The sequence below is a fragment of the Streptomyces sp. NPDC001903 genome, from assembly GCF_042891345.1.
GTDB lineage: Bacteria > Actinomycetota > Actinomycetes > Streptomycetales > Streptomycetaceae > Streptomyces.
Map to the genome: position 1 here is coordinate 307,071 of NZ_JBIASZ010000004.1, position 20,495 is coordinate 327,565.

Consider the following 20,495-nt stretch of genomic DNA (forward strand, 5'->3'; position numbering starts at 1 on the left):
GGCCTTATGTCACATCGCTATGTCACAGCGCTGCTCTTACCCGTCGCCGCTTACAGGTACGGGCCCGAGCGGATGGCGCCGTGGCCGTCTTCCTCGTCCGTCGGGGCGCCCGGCGGGAGGGCGCGGCGCATCTGTTCCAGCTGGGCCCGCGCGGCCATCTGCTGTGCGAACAGCGCCGTCTGGATGCCGTGGAACAGGCCTTCCAGCCATCCGACCAACTGGGCCTGGGCGATCCGCAGTTCCGCCTCGGAGGGGATCGCCTCCTCGGTGAAGGGGAGCGACAGGCGTTCCAGTTCCTCCACCAGTTCCGGAGCCAGACCGTCTTCCAGCTCCTTCACGGACGCTGCGTGGATGTCCTTCAGACGGACCCGGCTGGCCTCGTCCAGAGGTGCGGCGCGGACCTCTTCCAGAAGTTGCTTGATCATGCTGCCGATCCGCATGACCTTGGCGGGCTGTTCGACCATCTCCGTCACCGGGACCTCGCGCGACTCGTCATCGGCGCCGCCGACCGGCATCCCGTCCTGTCCCACGATCAGGCCGGGCGGGGGGCTGTCCTGCGACCGTTCACTCCTCGGCATCTCCATGCCGTCATTCTCTCGCACACCGTCTTACTCACACGGTGTGCCCCCGTACGGGCGTGATCCACCCTGTACGGGGGCGAGAACGCAGAGTGACCGTCAGCCCGCCTCGCGCCGCGCCACGGCGCCGCTGGACTTGGTGACCAGGGCGGCCAGCAGGGCCGCGCCCAGCGGGACCACGATGAGCAGCCCGCCGAGGGTCTCCCACGGCACCGCGATCGGCACGTACAGCGAGTCGTTCGCGTCGCCGGCCATCTCCAGGAGGTGTTCGGTCTCCCGGCGCTGGACCAGCCGCAGTCCGACCGCCGGCAGGATGCCCGCCGCCGAGCCGAGGACCACGCCCATCAGCGCCACCACTCCGCACTGGAAGCCGCTGAGCGTGCGCCGCACCCGCGGCGGCGCGCCGACCGCGGCCAGGGTCTTCAGATCGGCCTCGGCATCGGCCTGCGCGAGTCCGGTGGCGATGCCGGCCGCGCCGATGGTGACCAGACCCGCGAAGATGGTCAGGGCCAGCATCGTGATGTCGGCCTCGGCCTGGTAGCCGGCCTCGATGGTGACGGGGGCCTCCACCCCGATCTGGTCGATCCGCGCGGCCACCCGCTGCTTCTGCTGGCTGGTGGCCTTGCCGTCCAGGGTGAAGTACGAGGCGAACGGCAGGGTGGTCAGTCCGGCGCTCTTGGCCGCACCGGGCGGCAGGACGAGCTCCAGGCCGTACCCTTCGGCGGTGTCGGAAGCCTGGTGGACGGCGAAGACCTTGTCCTGCCCCTTCGGATCGACCCCCGGCTCGTAGATCTCGTCCTTGTTGTCGATCAGCCGGACGGTGACCTTGCCGTCCTTGACGTTGCGCTTGTCGAAGGAGACGCCCTTGCCCTCCTTCAGGGCGGACGCCGCGCCCGGATCGGCGACCGCGAGCGCCGCCATCAGCTTCTCGTCGGCGACGACCACGTCGAACTGCGCGGAGTGGCGGTTGTACGTGCACCGCGGGTCCTTGCGCAGCGCCTTCTTGTCCGCGGCGCTGAACGAGTCGATCCCGTCCTTGGCCTCGAAGAGCGGGCAGCGCTGCTCCTTGGGCCGCATGATGTCGACCCGGCCGCAGCCCTCGGAGCCGGTGAAGCGCTCGCAGCCGGGCTTGCCGTACGAGATGTAGTCCACGTCCGCCCGTACGGCGACCGGGAGTTCCTGCGCCAGGGCCTCGCGGACGGCGGGCATGTCCTTGCTGCGGCCGAGCTCGTGGATCGCCACCACACCGGCGCCGTCCGGGAGATCGGCGACGTACTCGTGGCGGGCCTGGATCTCCGAGCTGTGCTGGTACGTGGCCACCGCGACGGTGCCCGCGACGGCGGCCAGGACGGCGGCCACGGCGGGGGCCGTACGCCCCCGGTTGCGCACGGCGTCGCGCAGCGCGAGCCGCGGCGACAGCGGCAGCCAGCGGCCGAGCCGTCCGAACAGGCCGACCAGCACCGGGGTGAGGGCGACGATGCCCAGTTCGGCGATGGCGCTGCCGCCCGCGACGACGGTGGAGCCCATCCGGGAGGCGGTGCCGTAGAGGGCGATCGCGGCGCCGGCGGCGAGGGCGATCAGGCCGAGTACGGGCAGCACCCGGTTGGCCCGGCGGACCCCGCGACGACCGGTCAGCGAGGCCAGCACGGTCTGCCGGGAGGCGGTGACGGCCGGGGCGATCGCCGCCAGCAGGCCGGTCACGACGGCGAGCAGGGCGATGCCGAGGATCTCCAGCGGGCGGAACGTGAATCCGCCGAAGCGGGCGCCCAGATACTCCTCGAGGGTCGGCCGCAGCCCCAGGGTGAGGGCGACGCCGAGCACCGTGCCGGTGACGGCGGCCGCGGCGCCGATGACGAGGCCGCCGGAGAGCACGATGGCCCGGATGTGGCGCCGGTCGCCGCCGTTGGCGCCGACCAGTCCGAGCTGGCGGCGCGAGCGCCGGGCACCGACCGCGAAGGCGGGGCCGGCCAGCAGGCAGATCTCCAGCATCGCGAGGCCGACGACCGTGGCCAGGACGGCCAGTTCGGTGGTCGGGAGCCCCCTGTCCCGGTTGTCGTAGCCCAGTTCCTTCTGCTGGACGATGTACGGCACGTCGGAGTCGGCGGGCGGGTCGAGCTGCACGGCGCGGGAGACGACCTGCACGCTCTTCGTGTTGAGCGCCTTGACCATGTTCCACGTGAAACCATCGCCGCCGACCTTGACCAGGTAGGTGTCGGTGGCGACCACCCCGGGAACGCCGGCGGCCTGGAAGGCCTTGTCGAGCGGGGCCAGCAGGGTGCCGGGAGGGGCGAGGATCTCGGACTTCCCGAGGTCGGACGGCAGCTCGTACGCGCCCACGATCCGGTACCAGGCGTCCGAGCCGCGCGCGCGGAACTCGGAGCCCACGAAGAAGCCGGACTCTTCCAGGAAGGCGGTCGTGGTGACGACCTCGCCCGCCTCTTGGGCCGGCCGGCCCCGCTTCATCTCGATCATGCCCTTGACCAGCGGGCTGGTCGCGTCGATCTCCCGCAGATCGGTCTCCAGCAGGCCGTACCGCGTGCGGATCTTGGTGTGCGCCGTGCTGTCCTTGAGGGACTGGACACCCGGTCGGATCGCGGAGGGCAGCCGGTTCGGATCCGGCTCGGACCTGGGGTCGTACTTGTCGTAGCCGCCGACGGGCATGGAGTTCTTGCCCTCGACGTCCTGGTAGACGGGCCCGCTCAGCTCCGAGTCCTTCAGCCGGGCGTCGGCCGTGCCGATCGCGCGGGACACCTTCTGCTCGGGGGAGAGCTGGGCGCTGCGCGTGGTGAGGTCGGCGGCGCTCACGCCGACGATCGGCAGGGCGATCATCGCGAGGACGAGGGCGCTGCGGCCCTTGGCCCGCCAGGCGTCGCGGCGGGCGATGCGGATGGCCGCGATCCACGCGTGGTACGAGGACTTCACCGGCCGGCCTGCCCGGACAGCAGGGAGTCGGCCTGGCTGCGCAGGGTCTCGTCGACCACGCTGCCGTCGCGCAGGAAGACCACGCGGTCCGCCCAGGCGGCGAACCGCGGTTCGTGGGTGACGAGGATTCCGGCGGCGCCGGCGTCGCAGCGCGAGCGCAGCAGGGCGAGGACGGATTCGCCGGTCTCGGAGTCGAGGGCGCCGGTGGGCTCGTCCGCCAGGACCAGGCGGCGGTCGCCGACGAGGGCGCGGGCGATGGCCACGCGCTGCTGCTGGCCGCCGGACATCTCGTCGGGGAAGCGGTCGGCGAGCTGTCCGAGGCCCATCTCCTCCAGGGCCGCCAAGGCCGAGACGCGGGCCTTGCGGGCGGAGGTCCCGTCGAGCTCCCGGGGCAGCGCCACGTTCTCGGCGGCGGTGAGGGCCGGGATCAGGTTGTAGTCCTGGAAGACGTACCCGATGCTGCGGCGGCGCAGTGCGGCCAGCTGCTTGCGGCTCGCCGTGGTGATGTCGGTGCCCTCGACGATGACGTGGCCGCTGGTGGGCGTGTCGAGGCCGCCGGCCAGGGTGAGCAGCGTGGACTTGCCGGAGCCCGAGGGGCCCATGACGGCGACGAGTTCGCCGGGGTACACGGACAGGTCGATGCCGCGCAGTGCGTGCACCTCGGTGGCGCCGCTGCCGTGCGTGCGGACGAGCTTGGTGAGCTGGAGCACCGGCCGTGCGGAGGGCGCGGGCGGCCCGGGCTGTATGTGGGGTGCGGACTGCTGGTCAGGCATGGAGGTCCCCCTGGGACGGTGGTGGCTTCAGCCCCGCGGCGTACGGAAGGCGCGGGGCTTGGGTGCGGCGGCGGCCGCGGGGGCTTGGGTGTCGGCGGCCTGGGGTGGTTCGGGCTCGGCTCTCCGGTCGGCCGGCAGGGAGAGCCGTACGAGGCGTGATTCGGAGTGGTCCAGCCAGCGGGCCTCGGCCTCGGTCTGGAAGATCAGCTGCTCCAGGACCAGCAGCCAGGCCACGTCGTCGCGTTCGCGGGACTTCCCGCTCTCGATCGCGGCGAGTGCCTGCGCCTTGAGCCGGGTGTAGTCCTGCATCGCCTTGATCGTGGCGTGCCGCTGGGCCTGGATGACGGCGCGGATGTCCACGCCGGGGGCGCCCACGGCCATGGCGAGCTTGATGGACAGCTCGTCACGGGGCGGGTTGGTGCGGTCGACGGGGCGCTCGTACCACTGGTGCAGTTCGGCGCGTCCGGAATCGGTGATGGCGTAGAGGGTGTGCCCGGCGGTGTCCTCGCCGCCGGGCGCGACGAGGCCGTCGCGCTCCAGGCGGGCGAGGGTGGTGTACACCTGCCCGACGTTGAGCGGCCAGGTGGAGCCGGTGCGGGATTCGAACTCGGTACGCAGCTGAGAGCCGTACCGAGGACCCCTTTCCAGCAGGGCGAGGAGGCCGTGGCGGATCGACATACTCAGTATGTATACCGAGTATGCAGGCGCGCGCAACCATCCTGAGGTGTAGGTCGAAAGGGGGACCGGCGCCCTCGCCTCCGGCTCGGGACGGGGTCGCAGGGGCGTCAGAGGCCCTTGCGCAACCGCATTCCGAGGTAGCCCAGACCCAGTCCCATCAGGGCGAATCCGGTGCCGAGCGGCAGTATGTGCGCGGCCAGGTCGGCGGCGCGCTCGTTCGGCCCGGTCCCGATCGCGGTGACCACGGGCGGCGGGCTCGGCGGGTCCGGCGGGCTCGGCCGGCTCGCCGGGGGCGGCGGCTGCACCGGCCGCGGGACGGCCGGCCGGTGGTGCGGGCGGACCGGGAGGAGGGGGCGGGCGGCGAGCACGGTCCCCGGGTTCGCCGGCTCGGCGGCGGGCCGCCCGGGCCGCTCCCGGCCGACCCCGGCGGCGCTGCCGGCGAGCTCCTCGTACGCCTCGTGCGGTACGTCGGCCACCGGATCGGGGTCGGGCTCGGAGTCGGTGTCGTCGGCCTTCGGCGCGGCCGCGGGGGCCCTGCCGGGGAGGGCCGCGGCGAGGGGCCGGGCGGCGTCGGCCCGCCCGTCCGCGGACGGGGCGGCGGCGGAAGCGGCGGACACCGCCGACGCTGCGGGGGCGGCGGGGGACAGCGCGGCGGCGGCCACCGCGGCCGCGGCCAGCCAGCGCTGAGCGCGGAGGCGTTGAGTCACGGGGAGCCCCTCCCGTCCCGAGCAGCCGAGATGTTGGGCTCAGGTTCACATACCGGGACAAAAGCGGCATCCCGGGCGCCCCATCGGGGTCGCCCGGGATGCCGGGACGGGCTAACCGCTCCGCTCGGGACTACTCCGGATTGCCGGTCGACACGGTCAGCGTGTACTCCGTGCCTTCCTTGTCGATCTTTTCCCCGGGGCGCGGGCTCTGGTCGAGCACGGTGTCCTTGCCGTACACGGCCTCGTCCTTGTCGACGATCTTGTACTTGCCGCCGGAGGCCTGGATGCACGCCTTGACCGAGAGCAGGTTCTTGTAGCGCAGGTCCGGCGCCGTGTACTTGGTGGCGTCGCTGTAGTGCTTGCTCGGGTCCTTGCACTTCGCCGCGTCGATCGTGCGCGAGGTGTCCGGACCCTTGAAGCCGGCCTTGGCCGAGCCCGAGGCGGTCGCCGGGGCCCCCGACGACGCGGCCGTGTCGCCGCCCTTGCCCTTGTCGTCGTCGCCGTTCATGGAGATCACCGCGATCAGGCCGCCGATGGCCAACAGCGCCACCGCGATCGCGCCGACGACCACCGGCATGTTCCGCTTGTCGCCGCCCCCGCCGGACGAGGTCGTGGAGCCCGTCGGGGAGATGGTGAACGGCGGCGGGGTCTGCGGGGCGTACTGCTGCTGGTGCGGGACCGGCTGCTGCTGCGGCGGGTAGGCGTACCCGCCCTGCCCGTGCTGCTGCTGCGTCATCGGCGGCGGGGTCTGCGGTGCGTACGGGGACGGCGCCGGGGTCGGCGCGTACGGCTGCTGCACGGACTGGGCCGGCGGCGCCTGGAACCCCGAGTCCACCGGCGGGAACACGGCCGAGCCCACGCCCGCACCGCTGCCGCCCGCGTGCGAGCCGGGCACGATGGCCGGCGCCCCGGTCTGGCCGGCCGACATCACCCGCGCGACCTCGTCGCGCATGGCGGCGGCCGTGGGGAAACGCTCGTTCGGGTTCTTCTTCAGGGCCCGGGCCACCAGCGCGTCCATCGCCGGGGTGACCGAGCGGTTGATGGAGGACGGGGCGACCGGCTCCTCCTGCACGTGCGCGTACGCGATGGCCAGCGGCGAGTCCGCGTCGAAGGGGATCCGGCCCGTCAGCAGCTGGAACAGCATGATGCCGACCGAGTACAGGTCGGACCGGGCGTCGACCCCGCGCCCCAGCGCCTGCTCGGGCGACAGGTACTGGGGGGTGCCGACGACCATGCCGGTCTGCGTCATCGAGGTGACCCCCGACTGCATGGCGCGGGCGATGCCGAAGTCCATCACCTTGACCAGGCCGCGCTTGGTCATCATCACGTTGCCGGGCTTGATGTCGCGGTGGACCAGGCCCACCTCGTGGCTGACCTCCAGCGCGGCCAGCACGTCGGCCGTCACCTTCAGCGCCTTGTCCGCCGGCATGGCCCCGTACTGGCGGATGTCCGCTTCCAGCACCGAGCCGAGGGGCTGGCCCTCCACGTACTCCATGACGATGTACGGCATCACCGCGGCGTCGGCCGCCCCGGGGCCGCTGAACGTCACTTCGCCCTCGCCGGTGTCGAAGACCGAGACGATGTTCGTGTGCGACAGTTTCGCAACAGCCTGCGCCTCACGGCGGAAGCGCTCGCGGAACGACTGCTCGCGGCCGAGATCGCTGTGCAGGGTCTTGATGGCGACCTGCCGGTCGAGCGCCGTGTCGTACGCGAGGTAGACGGACGCCATGCCGCCCGCACCCAGCAAGTCCCTTAGCTGGTAACGGCCACCGGCCAAAGAGCCGCCCGCGTACTGGCCCTGAGTGCCGTCCTGGCTCATGACTGTTGCTTCCCCTCGGGATGTGTCCCAACGCCTCTGGCTGAGCGCATGTGGCGCCCAGTCTGCCGGAGGGCAAGCACACGTCAAGCCGGGTGCCCGTTCCGTGACCACGGGGCCACGGCGCGCCATAGTCCGAACGGCGACCTGTTCCGAGGCTGTAGCGTTCATCGGAGCACCCGAAAAGGACCTACCGCTGAGCGGCGGCCGAGAGAGACGACGGCGAGGACTGATGGCACCCGAACCCGAGGGAAACGGCGCCGGGATGGCCGAGGGTCCTGAGCATTGGGGCGCCGGCGGCCTGGTCGGCGACGGCCGCTACCGGCTCACCCACCGCCTCGGCCGCGGCGGCATGGCGGAGGTGTTCGCCGCCGAGGACGTCCGGCTGGGCCGGACCGTCGCCGTGAAGCTGCTGCGCGCCGACCTCGCGGAGGACCCGGTCTCCAAGGCCCGCTTCACGCGTGAGGCGCAGTCGGTCGCCGGGCTCAACCACCACGCCGTCGTCGCCGTGTACGACTCCGGCGAGGACAAGGTCGGCCCCAACACCGTTCCGTACATCGTGATGGAGCTGGTCGAGGGCCGCACCATCCGCGATCTGCTGATCAGCGCCGAGGCCCCGGGCCCCGAGCAGGCGCTCATCATCGTCTCGGGCGTGCTGGAAGCGCTCGCGTACTCGCACCAGCACGGCATCGTGCACCGCGACATCAAGCCCGCCAACGTCATCATCACGGACGCCGGCGCGGTCAAGGTCATGGACTTCGGCATCGCGCGCGCCCTGCACGGCGCCCAGTCGACGATGACCCAGACCGGCATGGTCATGGGCACCCCCCAGTACCTGTCGCCCGAGCAGGCGCTCGGCAAGGCGGTGGACCACCGCTCCGACCTGTATGCGACCGGCTGCCTGCTGTACGAACTGCTCGCGCTGCGGCCCCCGTTCACCGGCGAGACCCCGCTCTCGGTGGTCTACCAGCACGTGCAGGACGCGCCGGTGCCGCCCTCGCAGCTGCCGGAGGGCCACCACATCCCGCAGGAGCTCGACGGGCTCGTCATGCGCTCCCTCGCCAAGGACCCGGACGACCGGTTCCAGAGCGCCGAGGAGATGCGCGGACTGGTCCAGTACGCGCTCCAGATGCTGCACGACCAGGGCGCGAACACGGGCACCTGGAACACCGGCCCGGTCACCATGGCCCTGCCGCACGGTCGCGGCGGGGCGGCGCAGACCACGGCGATGCCGATGGGCCAGACCGGCGGGCAGCAGCCGTACGCGGCGCACGCCACCACCTCGCAGTTCCAGCAGCCCATGGTGCCGCCGCTGAACCCGGACGACGGCTCGGCCTTCCCCGGCGGGGGCGGGTACGACAACCACGGCCACGGCGGCGGGCAGGGCGGCCACGACGGGTACGAGGGCTACGACGACCGCGGCTCAAGCCGCTGGAAGCTGTGGCTGTTCGCGGTGCTGGCGATCGTCGCGATCGCCGGCGGCGTGGCGTACGCCGTCAACTCGGTGTCGAACCAGAACAAGGACGACAGCACTCCGCCCGCCGTCCAGAGTTCTTCGAGCGGACAGCAGAGCACGCCGTCCGAGCAGCAGAGCCAGCCCTCGCAGGAGGCGCCGTCGACGCGTTCGTCGGAGGAGCACGTGCCGTCGCCGAGCCGCAGCAAGTTCACGCCGAGCACCTCCCCGTCCACCTCGCCCTCGACGAGCCCGTCGACCTCGCCGTCGAGCAGTCCCTCGAAGTCCTCGTCGAAGCCGTCCTCGTCGCCGTCGAAGAGCGTGAGCCCGCCGGTGGACCCGCCGAACAACCCGCTGGGCGACGAGTAGGGGAATTCGCAGCTCAGAGGGCGTGCTGGTACTCCCTGTCCGGATTTCCGGCCAGGGAGTGCACGGTGACGAACTGGGGCTCGATGCGCATGTAGACGGGGTCGAAGACCGCGCCGTCCACGAAATGCGGAACCGGTCCGAACAGTTCCAGTTCCCGGGTGGCCGGCTCGATGATCTGGGCCGTTCCGGTGAACTGCACGGACCACAGGCGGGCGTCCGCGGAATTGAAGTTGTCGGCGCCGTAGGCCACCACGCTGCCGTTGCACGCCTGGTGGTAGCCGAAGCCCGCGTGCATTCTCAGCACGACGTCGCCGTCCACCACGATGTGGCGGGCGAGGGCGAGGAAGGGCAGCGCGCGCATGCTGGTGGCCACCCTGCCGTAGGGCACCCGGCGCAGCAGTTCGATGGCGTGGAGGTCCTCCGGAGACATGCGTCTACTCTCCGGTACGGATGCCTCGGCCGAAAAGAGGAGGCCGCCCCGATGATCGGGGACGTTGGTCCCGAGTGAACGCTCCCCGCGGCGGAACGGCCTGGTCAGACCCCACCGGAACGGCCGGGGCACGCCGTACGGACGCTCAGACGCGCCTCTCGGCCTGCAGCCGGGCCACGTACGCCGCGGCCTGGGAGCGGCGCTCCATGCCCAGCTTGGACAGCAGGCTGGAGACGTAGTTCTTGATGGTCTTCTCGGCCAGGTGCAGCCGCTCGCCGATGACGCGGTTGGTCAGCCCCTCGCCGATCAGGTCGAGGATCTTCCGCTCCTGCTCGGTGAGGTTGGCCAGGCGGTCGTCGCCCTTGCCGTTCTTGCCGTCGCGCAGCCGCTCCAGCACCCGCGCCGTGGCGACCGGGTCCAGCAGCGACTTGCCCGCCGCGACGTCCCGTACGGCGCTGAGCAGCTCATTGCCGCGGATCGCCTTGAGCACGTAACCGGAGGCCCCGGCCATGATCGCGTCGAAGAGGGCCTCGTCGTCGGCGAACGAGGTCAGCATCAGGCACTTGATGTCCTCGTTCTGCGAACGGACCTCGCGGCAGACCTCCACACCGCTGCCGTCCGGCAGGCGCACGTCGAGAACGGCCACGTCGGGACGGGTGGCGGGGATGCGGACCAGGGCGTCCGCCGCGGTGCCCGCCTCGCCGACGATCTCGATGTCGTCTTCGACCGAAAGGAGCTCATGGACACCACGACGTACCACTTCGTGGTCGTCCAGGAGGAATACCTTGATTTTTCCGTCTTCGCGCACGAACTCAGTTTCACACACTCACCCCTTCCCTGCCGTCGTTACCCGGGATAACGTGCCGTTGTTCCGGCCCCCTGCAAGGCTGTGACCAGTGGTTGTTCCCCGCGCTGCCGATTTACTTGGAAATCCAAGCAAAAACGCAGGTCAAGTGGGGTTTCGCAGTTATGCGGCGCACTGGGTAACGTGCATTGCGCAGGGCACTTGCCGGGGCACCTGTCACGCCCGAATCCGTACATGACGCGCACCCACCCTTGTGTGCCGGTACAGATCCGGGTGAGCCGCACTGGACCCCGGAGAACCCGGGAGCCGGACCGACGGAGGAGCAACACGTGACCGTGGAGAGCACTGCCGCGCGCAAGCCGCGACGCAGCAGCGGCACCAAGCGGGCGGCAGGCGCGGCGAGCGCCGCCAAGGCCCCCGCTGCCAAGGCTGCCGCCACCGCGCAGAACGCCGAGCCCCAGCTCGTACAGCTGTTGACGCCCGAGGGTGAACGGGTCAGCGCAGCGGACAACCCCGACGCCGCGGAGTTCCTCTCCTTCGTCGAGGACATCACCACCGAGGACCTGCGCGGGCTCTACCGCGACATGGTCCTCACCCGCCGCTTCGACGGCGAGGCGACCGCCCTCCAGCGCCAGGGCGAGCTGGGCCTGTGGGCCTCGCTGCTCGGCCAGGAGGCCGCCCAGATCGGCTCCGGCCGCGCGCTGCGCGACGACGACTACGTGTTCCCCACGTACCGCGAGCACGGCGTGGCCTGGTGCCGCGGCGTCGACCCGACGAACCTGCTCGGCATGTTCCGCGGCGTGAACCACGGCGGCTGGGACCCGAACACCAACAACTTCCACCTGTACACGATCGTCATCGGCTCGCAGACGCTGCACGCGACCGGTTACGCGATGGGTGTGGCCAAGGACGGCGCTGACTCCGCGGTCATCGCCTACTTCGGCGACGGCGCGTCCAGCCAGGGCGACGTGGCCGAGGCGTTCACCTTCTCGGCCGTCTACAACTCCCCCGTGGTGTTCTTCTGCCAGAACAACCAGTGGGCGATCTCCGAGCCGACCGAGCGCCAGATGCGCGTGCCGCTGTACCAGCGCGCCCAGGGCTTCGGCTTCCCGGGCGTCCGCGTGGACGGCAACGACGTCCTGGCCTGCCTCGCGGTCACCCGCTGGGCGCTGGCGCGGGCCCGCGCGGGCGAGGGCCCGACCCTGGTCGAGGCGTTCACGTACCGCATGGGCGCGCACACCACCTCCGACGACCCGACGAAGTACCGGCGGGACGAGGAGACGCAGGCCTGGGAGGCGAAGGACCCGATCCTGCGCCTGAAGACCTACCTGCTGGCGAGCGGCGGGGCCGACGAGGCTTTCTTCGAGTCGCTGGAGGCCGAGAGCGAGGCCCTGGGCAAGCGGGTGCGCGAGGTCGTGCGCGCCATGCCCGACCCGGACACCATGGCGATCTTCGAGAACGTCTACGCGGACGGGCACGCGCTCGTCGACGAGGAGCGCGCCCAGTTCGCCGCCTACCTCGCGTCCTTCGAGGAGGGTCACTGATGGCTGTCGAGAAGATGTCGATCGCGAAGGCGCTCAACGAGTCCCTGCGCAAGGCCCTGGAGCAGGACCCGAAGGTCCTGATCATGGGCGAGGACGTCGGCAAGCTGGGCGGTGTCTTCCGGATCACCGACGGCCTGCAGAAGGACTTCGGCGAGGAGCGGGTCATCGACACCCCGCTCGCCGAGTCCGGCATCGTCGGCACGGCGATCGGCCTGGCGCTGCGCGGCTACCGGCCCGTGGTGGAGATCCAGTTCGACGGGTTCGTCTTCCCCGCGTACGACCAGATCGTCACGCAGCTCGCGAAGATGCACGCGCGGGCGCTGGGCAAGGTCAAGATGCCGGTCGTCGTGCGCATCCCGTACGCCGGCGGCATCGGCGCGGTGGAGCACCACTCGGAGTCCCCCGAGGCGCTGTTCGCGCACGTCCCGGGCCTGAAGGTGGTCTCGCCCTCGAACGCGAGCGACGCGTACTGGATGCTCCAGCAGGCGATCCTCAGCGACGATCCGGTGATCTTCTTCGAGCCGAAGCGGCGCTACTGGGACAAGGGCGAGGTCGACACCGACGCCATCCCCGGCGAGCTGCACAGGGCGCGCGTGACGCGCGAGGGCTCCGACATCACGCTGGCGGCCTACGGCCCGATGGTGAAGGTCTGCCTGGAGGCGGCGGCCGCGGCGGCCGAGGAGGGCAAGTCGGTGGAGGTCGTGGACCTGCGCTCGATGTCCCCGATCGACTTCGACGGGCTGCAGGCCTCGGTGGAGAAGACCCGCCGGCTCGTGGTCGTCCACGAGGCCCCGGTCTTCCTGGGCACGGGCGCGGAGATCGCCGCCCGCATCACGGAGCGGTGCTTCTACCACCTGGAGGCGCCGGTGCTGCGCGTGGGCGGATTCCACGCCCCGTACCCGCCGGCCCGCCTGGAGGACGAGTACCTGCCGGGCCTGGACAGGGTGCTCGACGCCGTCGACCGCTCGCTTGCGTACTGAGGAGAGCGTTCCCGTGACGATCCGCGAATTCAAGATGCCCGATGTGGGCGAGGGCCTCACCGAGGCCGAGATCCTCAAGTGGTACGTCCAGCCGGGTGACACCGTCACCGACGGGCAGGTCGTCTGCGAGGTCGAGACGGCGAAGGCGGCCGTGGAGCTCCCGATCCCGTTCGACGGGACCGTGCACGCGCTGCTGTTCGAGGAGGGCACCACGGTCGACGTCGGCCAGGTGATCATCTCGGTGCAGACGGGTGCTGCGGAGGCTCCCGTGGCTGCCGCTGCCGCCGCCCCTGCCGTCGAGACTCCGGCCGCGGCCGAGGCCGCCGAGGAACCGGCCGCCGCCGCCCGCCAGCCCGTCCTGGTCGGCTACGGGGTCTCCCAGGCCTCGACGAAGCGCCGCCCGCGCAAGGCCGCACCGGCCGCGCAGAACGGCAGCGCCCCGGTGGCCCTGCCCGCCGTACCGGCCCAGCCGGAGGCGGCTGCCGCCGCCCCCGCCGCCGGGCTGAACGGGAACGGCGGCGGCCACGCCGCCGGGGAGCGCCCGCTGGCGAAGCCGCCGGTGCGCAAGCTCGCCAAGGACCTCGGCATCGACCTGGCCTCCGTGGTGCCCACCGGGGAGGGCGGGGTGGTGACCCGCGAGGACGTGCACGCCGCCGCGGCGGCCGCGATCACCCCGCAGGCGGTGGCGGCGCCGGCTCCGGCCGCAGCCGCACCCGCAGCCGCAGCCGTCCAGGCCGGGGCATCGGCGGCCGGGGACGCCCGCGAGACCCGCATCCCGGTCAAGGGCGTCCGCAAGGTCACGGCCCAGGCGATGGTCGGCTCGGCCTTCACCGCGCCGCACGTCACCGAGTTCATCACCTTCGACGTGACCCGCACGATGAAGCTGGTCCAGGAGCTCAAGGCCGACCCGGACCTCGCCGGTCTGCGGATCAACCCGCTGCTGCTCATCGCCAAGGCGGTGCTGGTGGCCATCCGCCGCAACCCGGACGTCAACGCGTCCTGGGACGAGGCGGCCCAGGAGATCGTGCTCAAGCACTACGTCAACCTGGGCATCGCGGCGGCCACCCCGCGCGGCCTGATCGTCCCGAACATCAAGGACGCGCACGCCAAGACCCTCGGCGAGCTGTCGACGGCCCTGTCCGAGCTGGTCGGCACGGCCCGCGACGGCAAGACCTCCCCGGCCGACATGCAGAACGGCACCATCACCATCACCAACGTCGGCGTCTTCGGCGTCGACACCGGTACGCCCATCCTGAACCCCGGCGAGTCCGCGATCCTCGCGGTCGGCGCGATCAAGCTCCAGCCGTGGGTCCACAAGGGCAAGGTGAAGCCGCGCCACGTCACCACCCTGGCGCTGTCGTTCGACCACCGCCTCATCGACGGGGAGCTCGGCTCGAAGTTCCTGGCGGACATCGCCGCCGTCCTGGAACACCCGCGCCGCCTCGTCACCTGGTCGTAGCGGTACCCGGGCGCAGCCCGGCCCCCGAAGCCCCCCTCGCCACCGCACCGCGAGGGGGGCTTCGGCGTGACGGAAAAGCCCTCGTCAGAGGCCGGATCCCCGGGCGATGATCAGCCATATGAGATTCCGCGCCGCCACCGCTGACCCCGCCGACCTCGACCGCGCCCTGGCCTACCCGGCCGACGGCCCCGTCGAGGCCCTCTCCGCCGAGAAGATCCGGGAGGAGCTCGCCGGGAACCGGTTCCGGCCCGAGTGGATCTGGTTCGCCGAGGACGAGGACGGCGAGGTCCTGGGCCGCGCGCTGTGGTGGGGCCGGGCCGACAGCGAGCGGCCCATCGCGCTCGACTGCCTCCAGGTACGGGAATCCGTCGCCGACCCGGCCGCGCTCGCCGCCGGGCTGCTCGCCGCCGGGCACGCGGCCTTCGGGACGAGCCCGCTCTACAACATCTCCCTGCCCGGCGACTGGCGCGGCCGCCCGGACCTCGTCGAGGGCGTCGCCTGGCGCCGGAAGGCCGCGTACGGGGCGGGGCTGCCCCGCGAGATCGAGCGGCTGCGCTACGAATGGACCCCGGCGGCCGGGACCGCCGAGCCCACCGGGCGGCTCGTCTTCCGCGAGGGGACGGACGAGGAGTTCCTCGACGCCTTCACCCGACTCTCGGCCGGCAGCCTGGACCTGCACACGCAGAACGAACTGCGCTCGATGGACGCCGAACAGCTGGCCCGCGAGGACGTCGAGTTCTACCTCGACTGCCCCGGCGAGCGCTCCTGGTGGCGCCTGGCCCACCTTCCGGACGGCACGCTCGCGGGCATGGCCATCCCCTCCGCGACCCCGTACCACCGCAACGTCGGATACCTGGGCGTCGTACCGGAGCAGCGCGGCCGCGGCCTGATCGACGAGGTCCTGGCGGAGATCACCCGCTTCCACGCGGCCGACGGCGCCGAGCGCATCACCGCGACCACGGACACCGTCAACGCCCCCATGGCAGCGGCCTTCGACCGCGCCGGCTACGAGGTCACGGAGGTCCGCCTGGTCCTGGAGCCGGAGGCATAGCCGTGGGATGGGACCGGTTCGTCGCGAACGGCGCGGTCTTCGCGCCGTACTACGACGAGGTGCCCGAGCTGGCCGGCGTACGGCTGCGGTCGGTCCATCTGGACGGCTGGGCCCCGGCCGTCGTCCTGCGGCTCGACCTGCCGAGGTACCCGGACCGCTGGGAGGGCGGCGAACCGGCCGACACCCTGCAGTGCCAGCTCGCGTTCTCCCACGTGGAGGAGTTCGAGATGGCGGGCTGGCGGCCGCCGGTCACGGCCGACATCGGCCTCGCCGAACTGCCCCGGCACCGGCTGGCCGTACGGATCACGGCACCGGGCGCGGAGGTCTCGTTCACGGCGAACGCGTCGGTCCTGGCGGGCACCCTGAGCGTCTTCACCCGTTCCGAGGACGGCGCCGACGACGGCCCCCACCACCGCCGGAACGCGTTCTGGCACCGCCGCTACCCGACGGTCCCGCCGACGTACGACAACACCTACCACGGACGGGTCCGCGGATGACCGGCTGGCCCGAACTGGCAGCGCTCTACGAGGTCCCGCCGGAGCCGGGCTCCTGCGCCCTCCACGACGTCCACATCGACGAGCGGGACACCTCCGTCACGCTCGCCTTCGAGACCGCACGGCTGCCCGACCACCCGTTGCCCGAATGGGGCGGCGCCTACAACACCCTCTACTTCTGGGTCGTGTTCACCGGAGTAGGGGACCTGCGGATCTCGGGGATCCTCGCGGAAGCCGAGCGCACGTTCCGCATCACGGGGACGCCGCGGGGGCGTCAGGAGGTGGAGGTGGTCGGCGGGACGCGCTCGATCCGCTTCTCGGCGGCCGGATCGCGGGTAAGCCGCGTCCGGGTCGGGCTCCAAGGCGCGCTCTGACACCGGCAGGCGGTAGCCTCCCCGCCGGGGAAGGGGGGCCGGGGTGGCCATCGCCGAGTTGCAGGTGTACTCCGTCGAGGAGGCCGACGTCGCGGGCGGGGTCTGCGTGGTGCGGTGCCTCGGCGGGGTCGCGCGCGCGGGGCAGGTCTACGCCGTCGGGGAACTGCGGCTCGGACTGCGCCGGATCGAGCGGTACGGGCGCACCGTGGCCTTCTTCGACGCGGGGCACGTGGCCAAGGTCCACCTCACCGGAGCCCTGGTCGCGCTGCTCACGCGGGGGCAGGTGCTGACGGCCGTCCCGCCCGGCGGCCACGCGCTGGAGGACCTCGAGGCCTGGCTGGCCACCGACCCCCCGCTGCTGGACGAGCCGCTTCCGCCGACCCTGCGGACGCTGGCCGTGGGCCGGATGCAGGGGGACTGGCTGCCCGAGGAGACCCGGCTGCGCTGGGGCAGGGTGGCGCTGGCCGCGACGCACCGCAAGGCGGACTGGGAGGGCTCGCACCCGCTGGACCGCGCGGTCGAGGTGGCCGCCGTACGGGGCTACCTGATCGGGCAGTTCGGCCCGGGCCGCGGCGGCGACCCGGCGCTCCTGTGCCGGGACGCGCTGGCGCTGATCGACCTGAGCCCGGCGGAGGCGGCCGCGGAGGCCCGCACCTGGCGCGAGCTGCCGCGACCGCGCATCCAGCACCTGCGGCGCATCAAGCTCCTGCTGCCCTGGATGGCCCTCGTACGGCCCCACCTCGCGGACGGCGACCCGCTCGCCGCGGCGGTCGACGCCTGGTCGCGGGTCCGCCCGCAGCTGCCGTGACGGTGAGGGGCTAGCCGGCCTTCGCGGCGTTGCCGAGCACCTTGGTCGGGGTGATGCGCACGACGAGGCGGAGGTTCTCGGCCGGCGCCTCGGCGTACTCCTTGCCCCCGCCGGGCCCCAGGTACTCCTCCGCGATGCGGACGGCGACCTCGCGGCCCGTGTCCTCGGTGACCGTGGCCGTGCCGCGGATCTCGACGTACACGAACGGGTTGGCGGTGTCGAAGACGGTCAGCCCGACGCGCGCGTCACGGGCGATGTTCCGCTGCTTGCGGCGCCCCTGCTCGGTGGAGATCAGCACGTCGGTGCCGTCCCGGGTCACCCAGACCACCGAACTCTGCGGGCTGCCGTCGGGGTTGAGGGTGGAGAGCACCGCCGGGTGCGGGGAGTCGAGCAGCTTGCGTACCGTGTCGTTCAGCGCAATGGTCATGCGGGCGAGGCTAGTGGGGCCTTCCGGGCCCGTCCAAGGATTCGCGGCTACTGGGAAAAGTCGGGCGGGGCCGGCGCTTCCCGGCCCGATCGGGAAGCCGAGACACCTCCTAGTCCCAGGGGATGTTGAGCCAGGGGCTGCCCGGATCGCTCATCAGTGCCCGGTGGGTGGCGGCCATGTCGGTGTACCAGTGCCCGTACTCCTCCTCGTCGAACTGGAGGCAGCGGCCGAGGATGAAGCCGGCGGAGAGGTCCTCCCAGGAGCGGTAGGCGAGCCGGCAGACCCTCCCGGCCCTCACGACGACCTCCTCGGCCTCCTGGAGCGTGCACAAGCGGGCGCCGAGGCCCCAGCGGGCCATCTGGGAGGCGCGCCCGTAGTCCCAGGCCTCCACGGACCGGACGAACCTGCCCTCGCCGAGGATCCCGTCGGCGCGGAAGCGCTGCTCGTAGCGGGTGATGCGGCCGATGACCCGCTGCACCCCGGCGACCTCCCCCTCCACCTCGGCCGCGGAGCGGGGCCGGGCGACGGTGACGCCCTCGGGGGTGATCAGCGGCTCGGCCGCCCGTTCGGCGTTGGCCCGGAGGGTCGCCTCGGTGGCGTGCCGCCAGTGCTCGATGTCCACCGGCCCGGCGAACTCCTTGGCGAGCGCGGCGCGGACGCGGAGCGTGAACTCCCATACCGCGCTGACCATGTCCGCCGTCAGCAGCCGCTCGGTGCCGATCTGCCAGTCCTCGCGGGTGGTGATGCCCCAGTAGTCCTTGAGCTTCCGGCGCTCCTTCATGTAGCCCTCGCCGTGGTAGGCCAGGGCGTTCCAGAACAGGCCGTTGCGTACGGAGAGGTGCGCGCCGCAGGCGAGGCCGAAGGCGGCGGGGCCGCGCAGCGGGCCCCCGACGTGCAGGCCGTGGACCTTGTTCTGCTCCAGGCCGTACGTGGTGGCCCGGTCCCAGTGGGCGTTCCACACGGCGCGGTCGCCGGGGGCGGCGGGCAGGAAGGCCTCGCAGGGGCTGCCGGGGTTGACGGCCAGGTAGGGAGGGTCGCCGGGCCCGAAGTTGGCGGCGAACCAGGCGAGGCTCTGGCGGGTGAAGACCCCGTCGGCGGTGGGGGCGGGCAGCATGCCCGCCGTGTAGGCCACGTAGCAGCGGGCGCGGACCTGCGGGAAGTACGCGGGTTCGAGGAGTACCGAGGTGGGGTGCGCGTCGACGTAGCCGCGGGCCATGGGCACGAACAGCCAGGCGCCGGCCAGGGCGTCGAAGTAGGCGGGCCAGTCGTTCCTGAGCTTGGCTTCGTACAGCTCTCGTTCTATGACGCTCGGCGCGATCCAGGTCCCCATGCGGGAAACCCTAACGGGGCCCTCCGACGCCGGACTCGGCCCGTACGGTCTCGCGCGCACGCCGCGACCCCCTCGCGGGAGGGTCACTCAGGGTGATGGCGTCACGAGGGTGCAGCACTGTCGGCGGAGCTGAACGGGGAAGTCATCCATGCAGGTCGAGGCCGTGCGGGCGGTGGATCGGGGCGGGTTTCGGCGATCCGCGGGTCGGTTTCCGGTTGCCGAATGTGACCGGGTGGCGGTGAGTGGACAGGGGCACATCCCCTGCCCCGCGACTCTGAACAGGAGAGAGATCTTGCACCGCATCACCCGCTACACCCTCCCCGCCGCCCTGTGCGTGACGCTGATGTCCGTGTCCCCCGGTCTGGCCGGTGCGGCCGACACCCCGACGAAGGCGTCGGCGCCGGTGGCGAAGAGGGCCATCCCCGGTGCCGAGGCGCTGACCGCGCAGGTGGCGTCCCTGGGGTCGGCCGGCAGCCTGATCACGCCCGTCACGAACTTCCTCGGGGAGGTACTGAAGTCGCCGGACGGGAAGCTCCCGGAAGCGGACCTGGCCGCGCACAAGCAGAAGATCGACGCGGCGCTGGCCTCCATGAAGAAGACCTTCGCGGCGGCCGCCCCGGCTGCCCCGGCGGCGCCCGCCGTACCGGAGGCCGCGGCCAAGCCTCCGGCGAGCGCCCCGGTGACCCCGGCGGTCCTGCCGAAGCAGCCCGCGGACGAACCTCCTGGCGCGGTGGCGAAGCCTCCGGCGGAGGCCGCGAAGCCGCCCGTCGAGGCCGCGAAGCCTCCGGTGGACGCTGCGAAGCCGCCCGTCGAGGTCGCGAAGCCGCCCGTCGAGGTCGCGAAGCCGCCGGTCGAGGCTGCGAAGCCTCCGGTGGAGGCCGCGAAGCCGCCGGTGGACGCTGCGAAGCCGCCCGTCGAGGCGGCCAAGCCTCCGGTCGAGGTGCTCAAGCCGCCCGTCGAGGCGGCCAAGCCCCCCGTTGACGCGGCGAAGCCCCCGGTCGAAGCGGCGAAGCCCCCGGTCGAAGCGGCCAAGCCCGCGGCCGAGGCGGCCAAGCCGCCCGCCGCCGTCGCGCAGCCCGTCACCCTTCCGGCCGTCGCCCCGGTCGTCGCCGCGAAGCCCAAGGCCGTGGACCGCGCCCGCGTGGACCTCGTCACCGCCGCCGTCGACCACCTCAAGGCCTCCGTCGACGAGGTCGCCAAGGCCGCCGGCCCCTGCGGCTGCACCACCGACGCCAAGACCAAGGCCACCGACGTCGTGAACGACCTCGGCACCACCGTGATGGCCCTGTTCACCGGCCTCGGCCTGCCCGGCACGCCGGCCGCCGCCCCCGCCCCGGCGGAATAGGCCCCGGCAGGCCCCGCCCCCGCCCCCGGCGTCCCTCCGACGCCGGGGGCGGACGGCTGTCCCGTACGACCCCCCGTGCGACCGCGCGACCGTGCGGACACCCTTGACGCGCCCCGCCCCCCGGTGGACGCTCCCGGATCTGCACACAACGG

At 72.3% G+C, this 20,495-nt stretch carries 19 protein-coding genes; 9 read left to right on the forward strand and 10 right to left on the reverse strand.

Going from position 1 to position 20,495, the window contains the following annotated elements; all coding sequences use genetic code 11:
* Nucleotides 1–50 precede the first annotated feature (50 nt).
* The 6 genes from ACFYZS_RS11060 to ACFYZS_RS11085 form a co-directional block, all read right to left on the reverse strand.
* Entirely contained in the window at nucleotides 51–584 is a 534-nt protein-coding gene (locus ACFYZS_RS11060) for a bacterial proteasome activator family protein (RefSeq protein ID WP_030857605.1), read from the reverse strand.
* Nucleotides 585–677: 93 nt separating this feature from the next.
* On the reverse strand, nucleotides 678–3,500 hold the full coding sequence (locus tag ACFYZS_RS11065; RefSeq protein ID WP_389009501.1) for an FtsX-like permease family protein: 2,823 nt from the start codon (nucleotides 3,498–3,500) through the stop codon (nucleotides 678–680).
* The gene (locus ACFYZS_RS11070) at nucleotides 3,497–4,273 is read right to left on the reverse strand and encodes an ABC transporter ATP-binding protein (protein ID WP_389009504.1); all 777 of its coding nucleotides are present in this window, start codon (nucleotides 4,271–4,273) and stop codon (nucleotides 3,497–3,499) included. Before ACFYZS_RS11070 ends, ACFYZS_RS11065 begins: the two co-directional genes overlap by 4 nt.
* A gap of 27 nt (nucleotides 4,274–4,300) precedes the next feature.
* Nucleotides 4,301–4,951 (reverse strand): PadR family transcriptional regulator, encoded by a 651-nt coding sequence (locus ACFYZS_RS11075; protein WP_389009507.1) that lies wholly within the window; start codon nucleotides 4,949–4,951, stop codon nucleotides 4,301–4,303.
* A gap of 107 nt (nucleotides 4,952–5,058) precedes the next feature.
* The gene (locus ACFYZS_RS11080) at nucleotides 5,059–5,658 is read right to left on the reverse strand and encodes a hypothetical protein (protein WP_389009510.1); all 600 of its coding nucleotides are present in this window, start codon (nucleotides 5,656–5,658) and stop codon (nucleotides 5,059–5,061) included.
* A gap of 130 nt (nucleotides 5,659–5,788) precedes the next feature.
* Nucleotides 5,789–7,477 carry a protein kinase gene (locus tag ACFYZS_RS11085; protein ID WP_389009513.1) on the reverse strand — a complete coding sequence of 563 codons (1,689 nt, stop codon included), beginning with the start codon at nucleotides 7,475–7,477 and terminating at the stop codon, nucleotides 5,789–5,791.
* A gap of 229 nt (nucleotides 7,478–7,706) precedes the next feature.
* Here ACFYZS_RS11085 and ACFYZS_RS11090 point away from each other — a divergent pair, with 229 nt between their 5' ends.
* The gene (locus ACFYZS_RS11090; RefSeq protein ID WP_389009516.1) at nucleotides 7,707–9,296 is read left to right on the forward strand and encodes a protein kinase; all 1,590 of its coding nucleotides are present in this window, start codon (nucleotides 7,707–7,709) and stop codon (nucleotides 9,294–9,296) included.
* A 13-nt stretch (nucleotides 9,297–9,309) separates the two neighbouring features.
* Here the strand turns inward: ACFYZS_RS11090 and ACFYZS_RS11095 are convergent, their stop codons facing one another.
* The gene (locus ACFYZS_RS11095; RefSeq protein WP_389009519.1) at nucleotides 9,310–9,726 is read right to left on the reverse strand and encodes a pyridoxamine 5'-phosphate oxidase family protein; all 417 of its coding nucleotides are present in this window, start codon (nucleotides 9,724–9,726) and stop codon (nucleotides 9,310–9,312) included.
* Nucleotides 9,727–9,871: 145 nt separating this feature from the next.
* Nucleotides 9,872–10,534 carry a response regulator gene (locus tag ACFYZS_RS11100; protein ID WP_389009521.1) on the reverse strand — a complete coding sequence of 221 codons (663 nt, stop codon included), beginning with the start codon at nucleotides 10,532–10,534 and terminating at the stop codon, nucleotides 9,872–9,874.
* 326 nt (nucleotides 10,535–10,860) lie between these two features.
* Between ACFYZS_RS11100 and pdhA the strand changes: the two genes are divergently transcribed.
* From pdhA to ACFYZS_RS11135, 7 genes are all read left to right on the forward strand, one after another.
* The gene (gene pdhA / locus ACFYZS_RS11105) at nucleotides 10,861–12,075 is read left to right on the forward strand and encodes a pyruvate dehydrogenase (acetyl-transferring) E1 component subunit alpha (protein ID WP_132758211.1); all 1,215 of its coding nucleotides are present in this window, start codon (nucleotides 10,861–10,863) and stop codon (nucleotides 12,073–12,075) included.
* A complete protein-coding gene (locus ACFYZS_RS11110; protein WP_389009525.1) occupies nucleotides 12,075–13,055 on the forward strand; it encodes an alpha-ketoacid dehydrogenase subunit beta in 981 nt (326 codons plus the stop codon). The genes pdhA and ACFYZS_RS11110 overlap by 1 nt, the downstream gene beginning before the upstream one ends.
* A 34-nt stretch (nucleotides 13,056–13,089) precedes the next feature.
* The gene (locus tag ACFYZS_RS11115; RefSeq protein WP_389010258.1) at nucleotides 13,090–14,514 is read left to right on the forward strand and encodes a dihydrolipoamide acetyltransferase family protein; all 1,425 of its coding nucleotides are present in this window, start codon (nucleotides 13,090–13,092) and stop codon (nucleotides 14,512–14,514) included.
* A gap of 118 nt (nucleotides 14,515–14,632) precedes the next feature.
* Entirely contained in the window at nucleotides 14,633–15,565 is a 933-nt protein-coding gene (locus ACFYZS_RS11120; RefSeq protein ID WP_389009528.1) for a GNAT family N-acetyltransferase, read from the forward strand.
* Nucleotides 15,566–15,567: 2 nt separating this feature from the next.
* On the forward strand, nucleotides 15,568–16,062 hold the full coding sequence (locus ACFYZS_RS11125; RefSeq protein WP_389009531.1) for a hypothetical protein: 495 nt from the start codon (nucleotides 15,568–15,570) through the stop codon (nucleotides 16,060–16,062).
* Complete coding sequence (locus tag ACFYZS_RS11130) at nucleotides 16,059–16,433, forward strand: Imm50 family immunity protein (protein WP_389009534.1); 375 nt, start codon at nucleotides 16,059–16,061, stop codon at nucleotides 16,431–16,433. The genes ACFYZS_RS11125 and ACFYZS_RS11130 overlap by 4 nt, the downstream gene beginning before the upstream one ends.
* 43 nt (nucleotides 16,434–16,476) lie before the next feature.
* Nucleotides 16,477–17,241, forward strand: a complete 765-nt coding sequence (locus ACFYZS_RS11135; RefSeq protein ID WP_389009537.1) for a hypothetical protein — start codon at nucleotides 16,477–16,479, stop codon at nucleotides 17,239–17,241.
* A 10-nt stretch (nucleotides 17,242–17,251) separates the two neighbouring features.
* On the opposite strand, the gene ACFYZS_RS11140 is transcribed toward ACFYZS_RS11135, so the two are convergent.
* Together ACFYZS_RS11140 and ACFYZS_RS11145 are read right to left on the reverse strand one after the other, a co-directional pair.
* On the reverse strand, nucleotides 17,252–17,668 hold the full coding sequence (locus ACFYZS_RS11140) for a PPOX class F420-dependent oxidoreductase (protein ID WP_389009539.1): 417 nt from the start codon (nucleotides 17,666–17,668) through the stop codon (nucleotides 17,252–17,254).
* Nucleotides 17,669–17,777: 109 nt separating this feature from the next.
* The gene (locus ACFYZS_RS11145; RefSeq protein WP_389009542.1) at nucleotides 17,778–18,998 is read right to left on the reverse strand and encodes a DUF1266 domain-containing protein; all 1,221 of its coding nucleotides are present in this window, start codon (nucleotides 18,996–18,998) and stop codon (nucleotides 17,778–17,780) included.
* A 292-nt stretch (nucleotides 18,999–19,290) separates the two neighbouring features.
* Between ACFYZS_RS11145 and ACFYZS_RS11150 the strand changes: the two genes are divergently transcribed.
* On the forward strand, nucleotides 19,291–20,343 hold the full coding sequence (locus ACFYZS_RS11150; RefSeq protein ID WP_389009545.1) for a hypothetical protein: 1,053 nt from the start codon (nucleotides 19,291–19,293) through the stop codon (nucleotides 20,341–20,343).
* The last annotated feature ends 152 nt before the right edge of the window (nucleotides 20,344–20,495 follow it).

What these genes read in the sequence shown, in the direction of transcription:
- ACFYZS_RS11085 (WP_389009513.1), bottom strand. Translation starts at nt 7,477, where the DNA reads ATGAGCCAGGACGGCACTCAGGGCCAGTACGCGGGCGGCTCTTTGGCC.
- ACFYZS_RS11075 (WP_389009507.1), bottom strand. Translation starts at nt 4,951, where the DNA reads ATGTCGATCCGCCACGGCCTCCTCGCCCTGCTGGAAAGGGGTCCTCGG.
- ACFYZS_RS11115 (WP_389010258.1), top strand. Translation starts at nt 13,090, where the DNA reads ATGCCCGATGTGGGCGAGGGCCTCACCGAGGCCGAGATCCTCAAGTGG.
- ACFYZS_RS11060 (WP_030857605.1), bottom strand. Translation starts at nt 584, where the DNA reads ATGGAGATGCCGAGGAGTGAACGGTCGCAGGACAGCCCCCCGCCCGGC.
- ACFYZS_RS11095 (WP_389009519.1), bottom strand. Translation starts at nt 9,726, where the DNA reads ATGTCTCCGGAGGACCTCCACGCCATCGAACTGCTGCGCCGGGTGCCC.
- ACFYZS_RS11090 (WP_389009516.1), top strand. Translation starts at nt 7,707, where the DNA reads ATGGCACCCGAACCCGAGGGAAACGGCGCCGGGATGGCCGAGGGTCCT.
- ACFYZS_RS11110 (WP_389009525.1), top strand. Translation starts at nt 12,075, where the DNA reads ATGGCTGTCGAGAAGATGTCGATCGCGAAGGCGCTCAACGAGTCCCTG.
- ACFYZS_RS11140 (WP_389009539.1), bottom strand. Translation starts at nt 17,668, where the DNA reads ATGACCATTGCGCTGAACGACACGGTACGCAAGCTGCTCGACTCCCCG.
- ACFYZS_RS11070 (WP_389009504.1), bottom strand. Translation starts at nt 4,273, where the DNA reads ATGCCTGACCAGCAGTCCGCACCCCACATACAGCCCGGGCCGCCCGCG.
- ACFYZS_RS11120 (WP_389009528.1), top strand. Translation starts at nt 14,633, where the DNA reads ATGAGATTCCGCGCCGCCACCGCTGACCCCGCCGACCTCGACCGCGCC.
- ACFYZS_RS11130 (WP_389009534.1), top strand. Translation starts at nt 16,059, where the DNA reads ATGACCGGCTGGCCCGAACTGGCAGCGCTCTACGAGGTCCCGCCGGAG.
- ACFYZS_RS11145 (WP_389009542.1), bottom strand. Translation starts at nt 18,998, where the DNA reads ATGGGGACCTGGATCGCGCCGAGCGTCATAGAACGAGAGCTGTACGAA.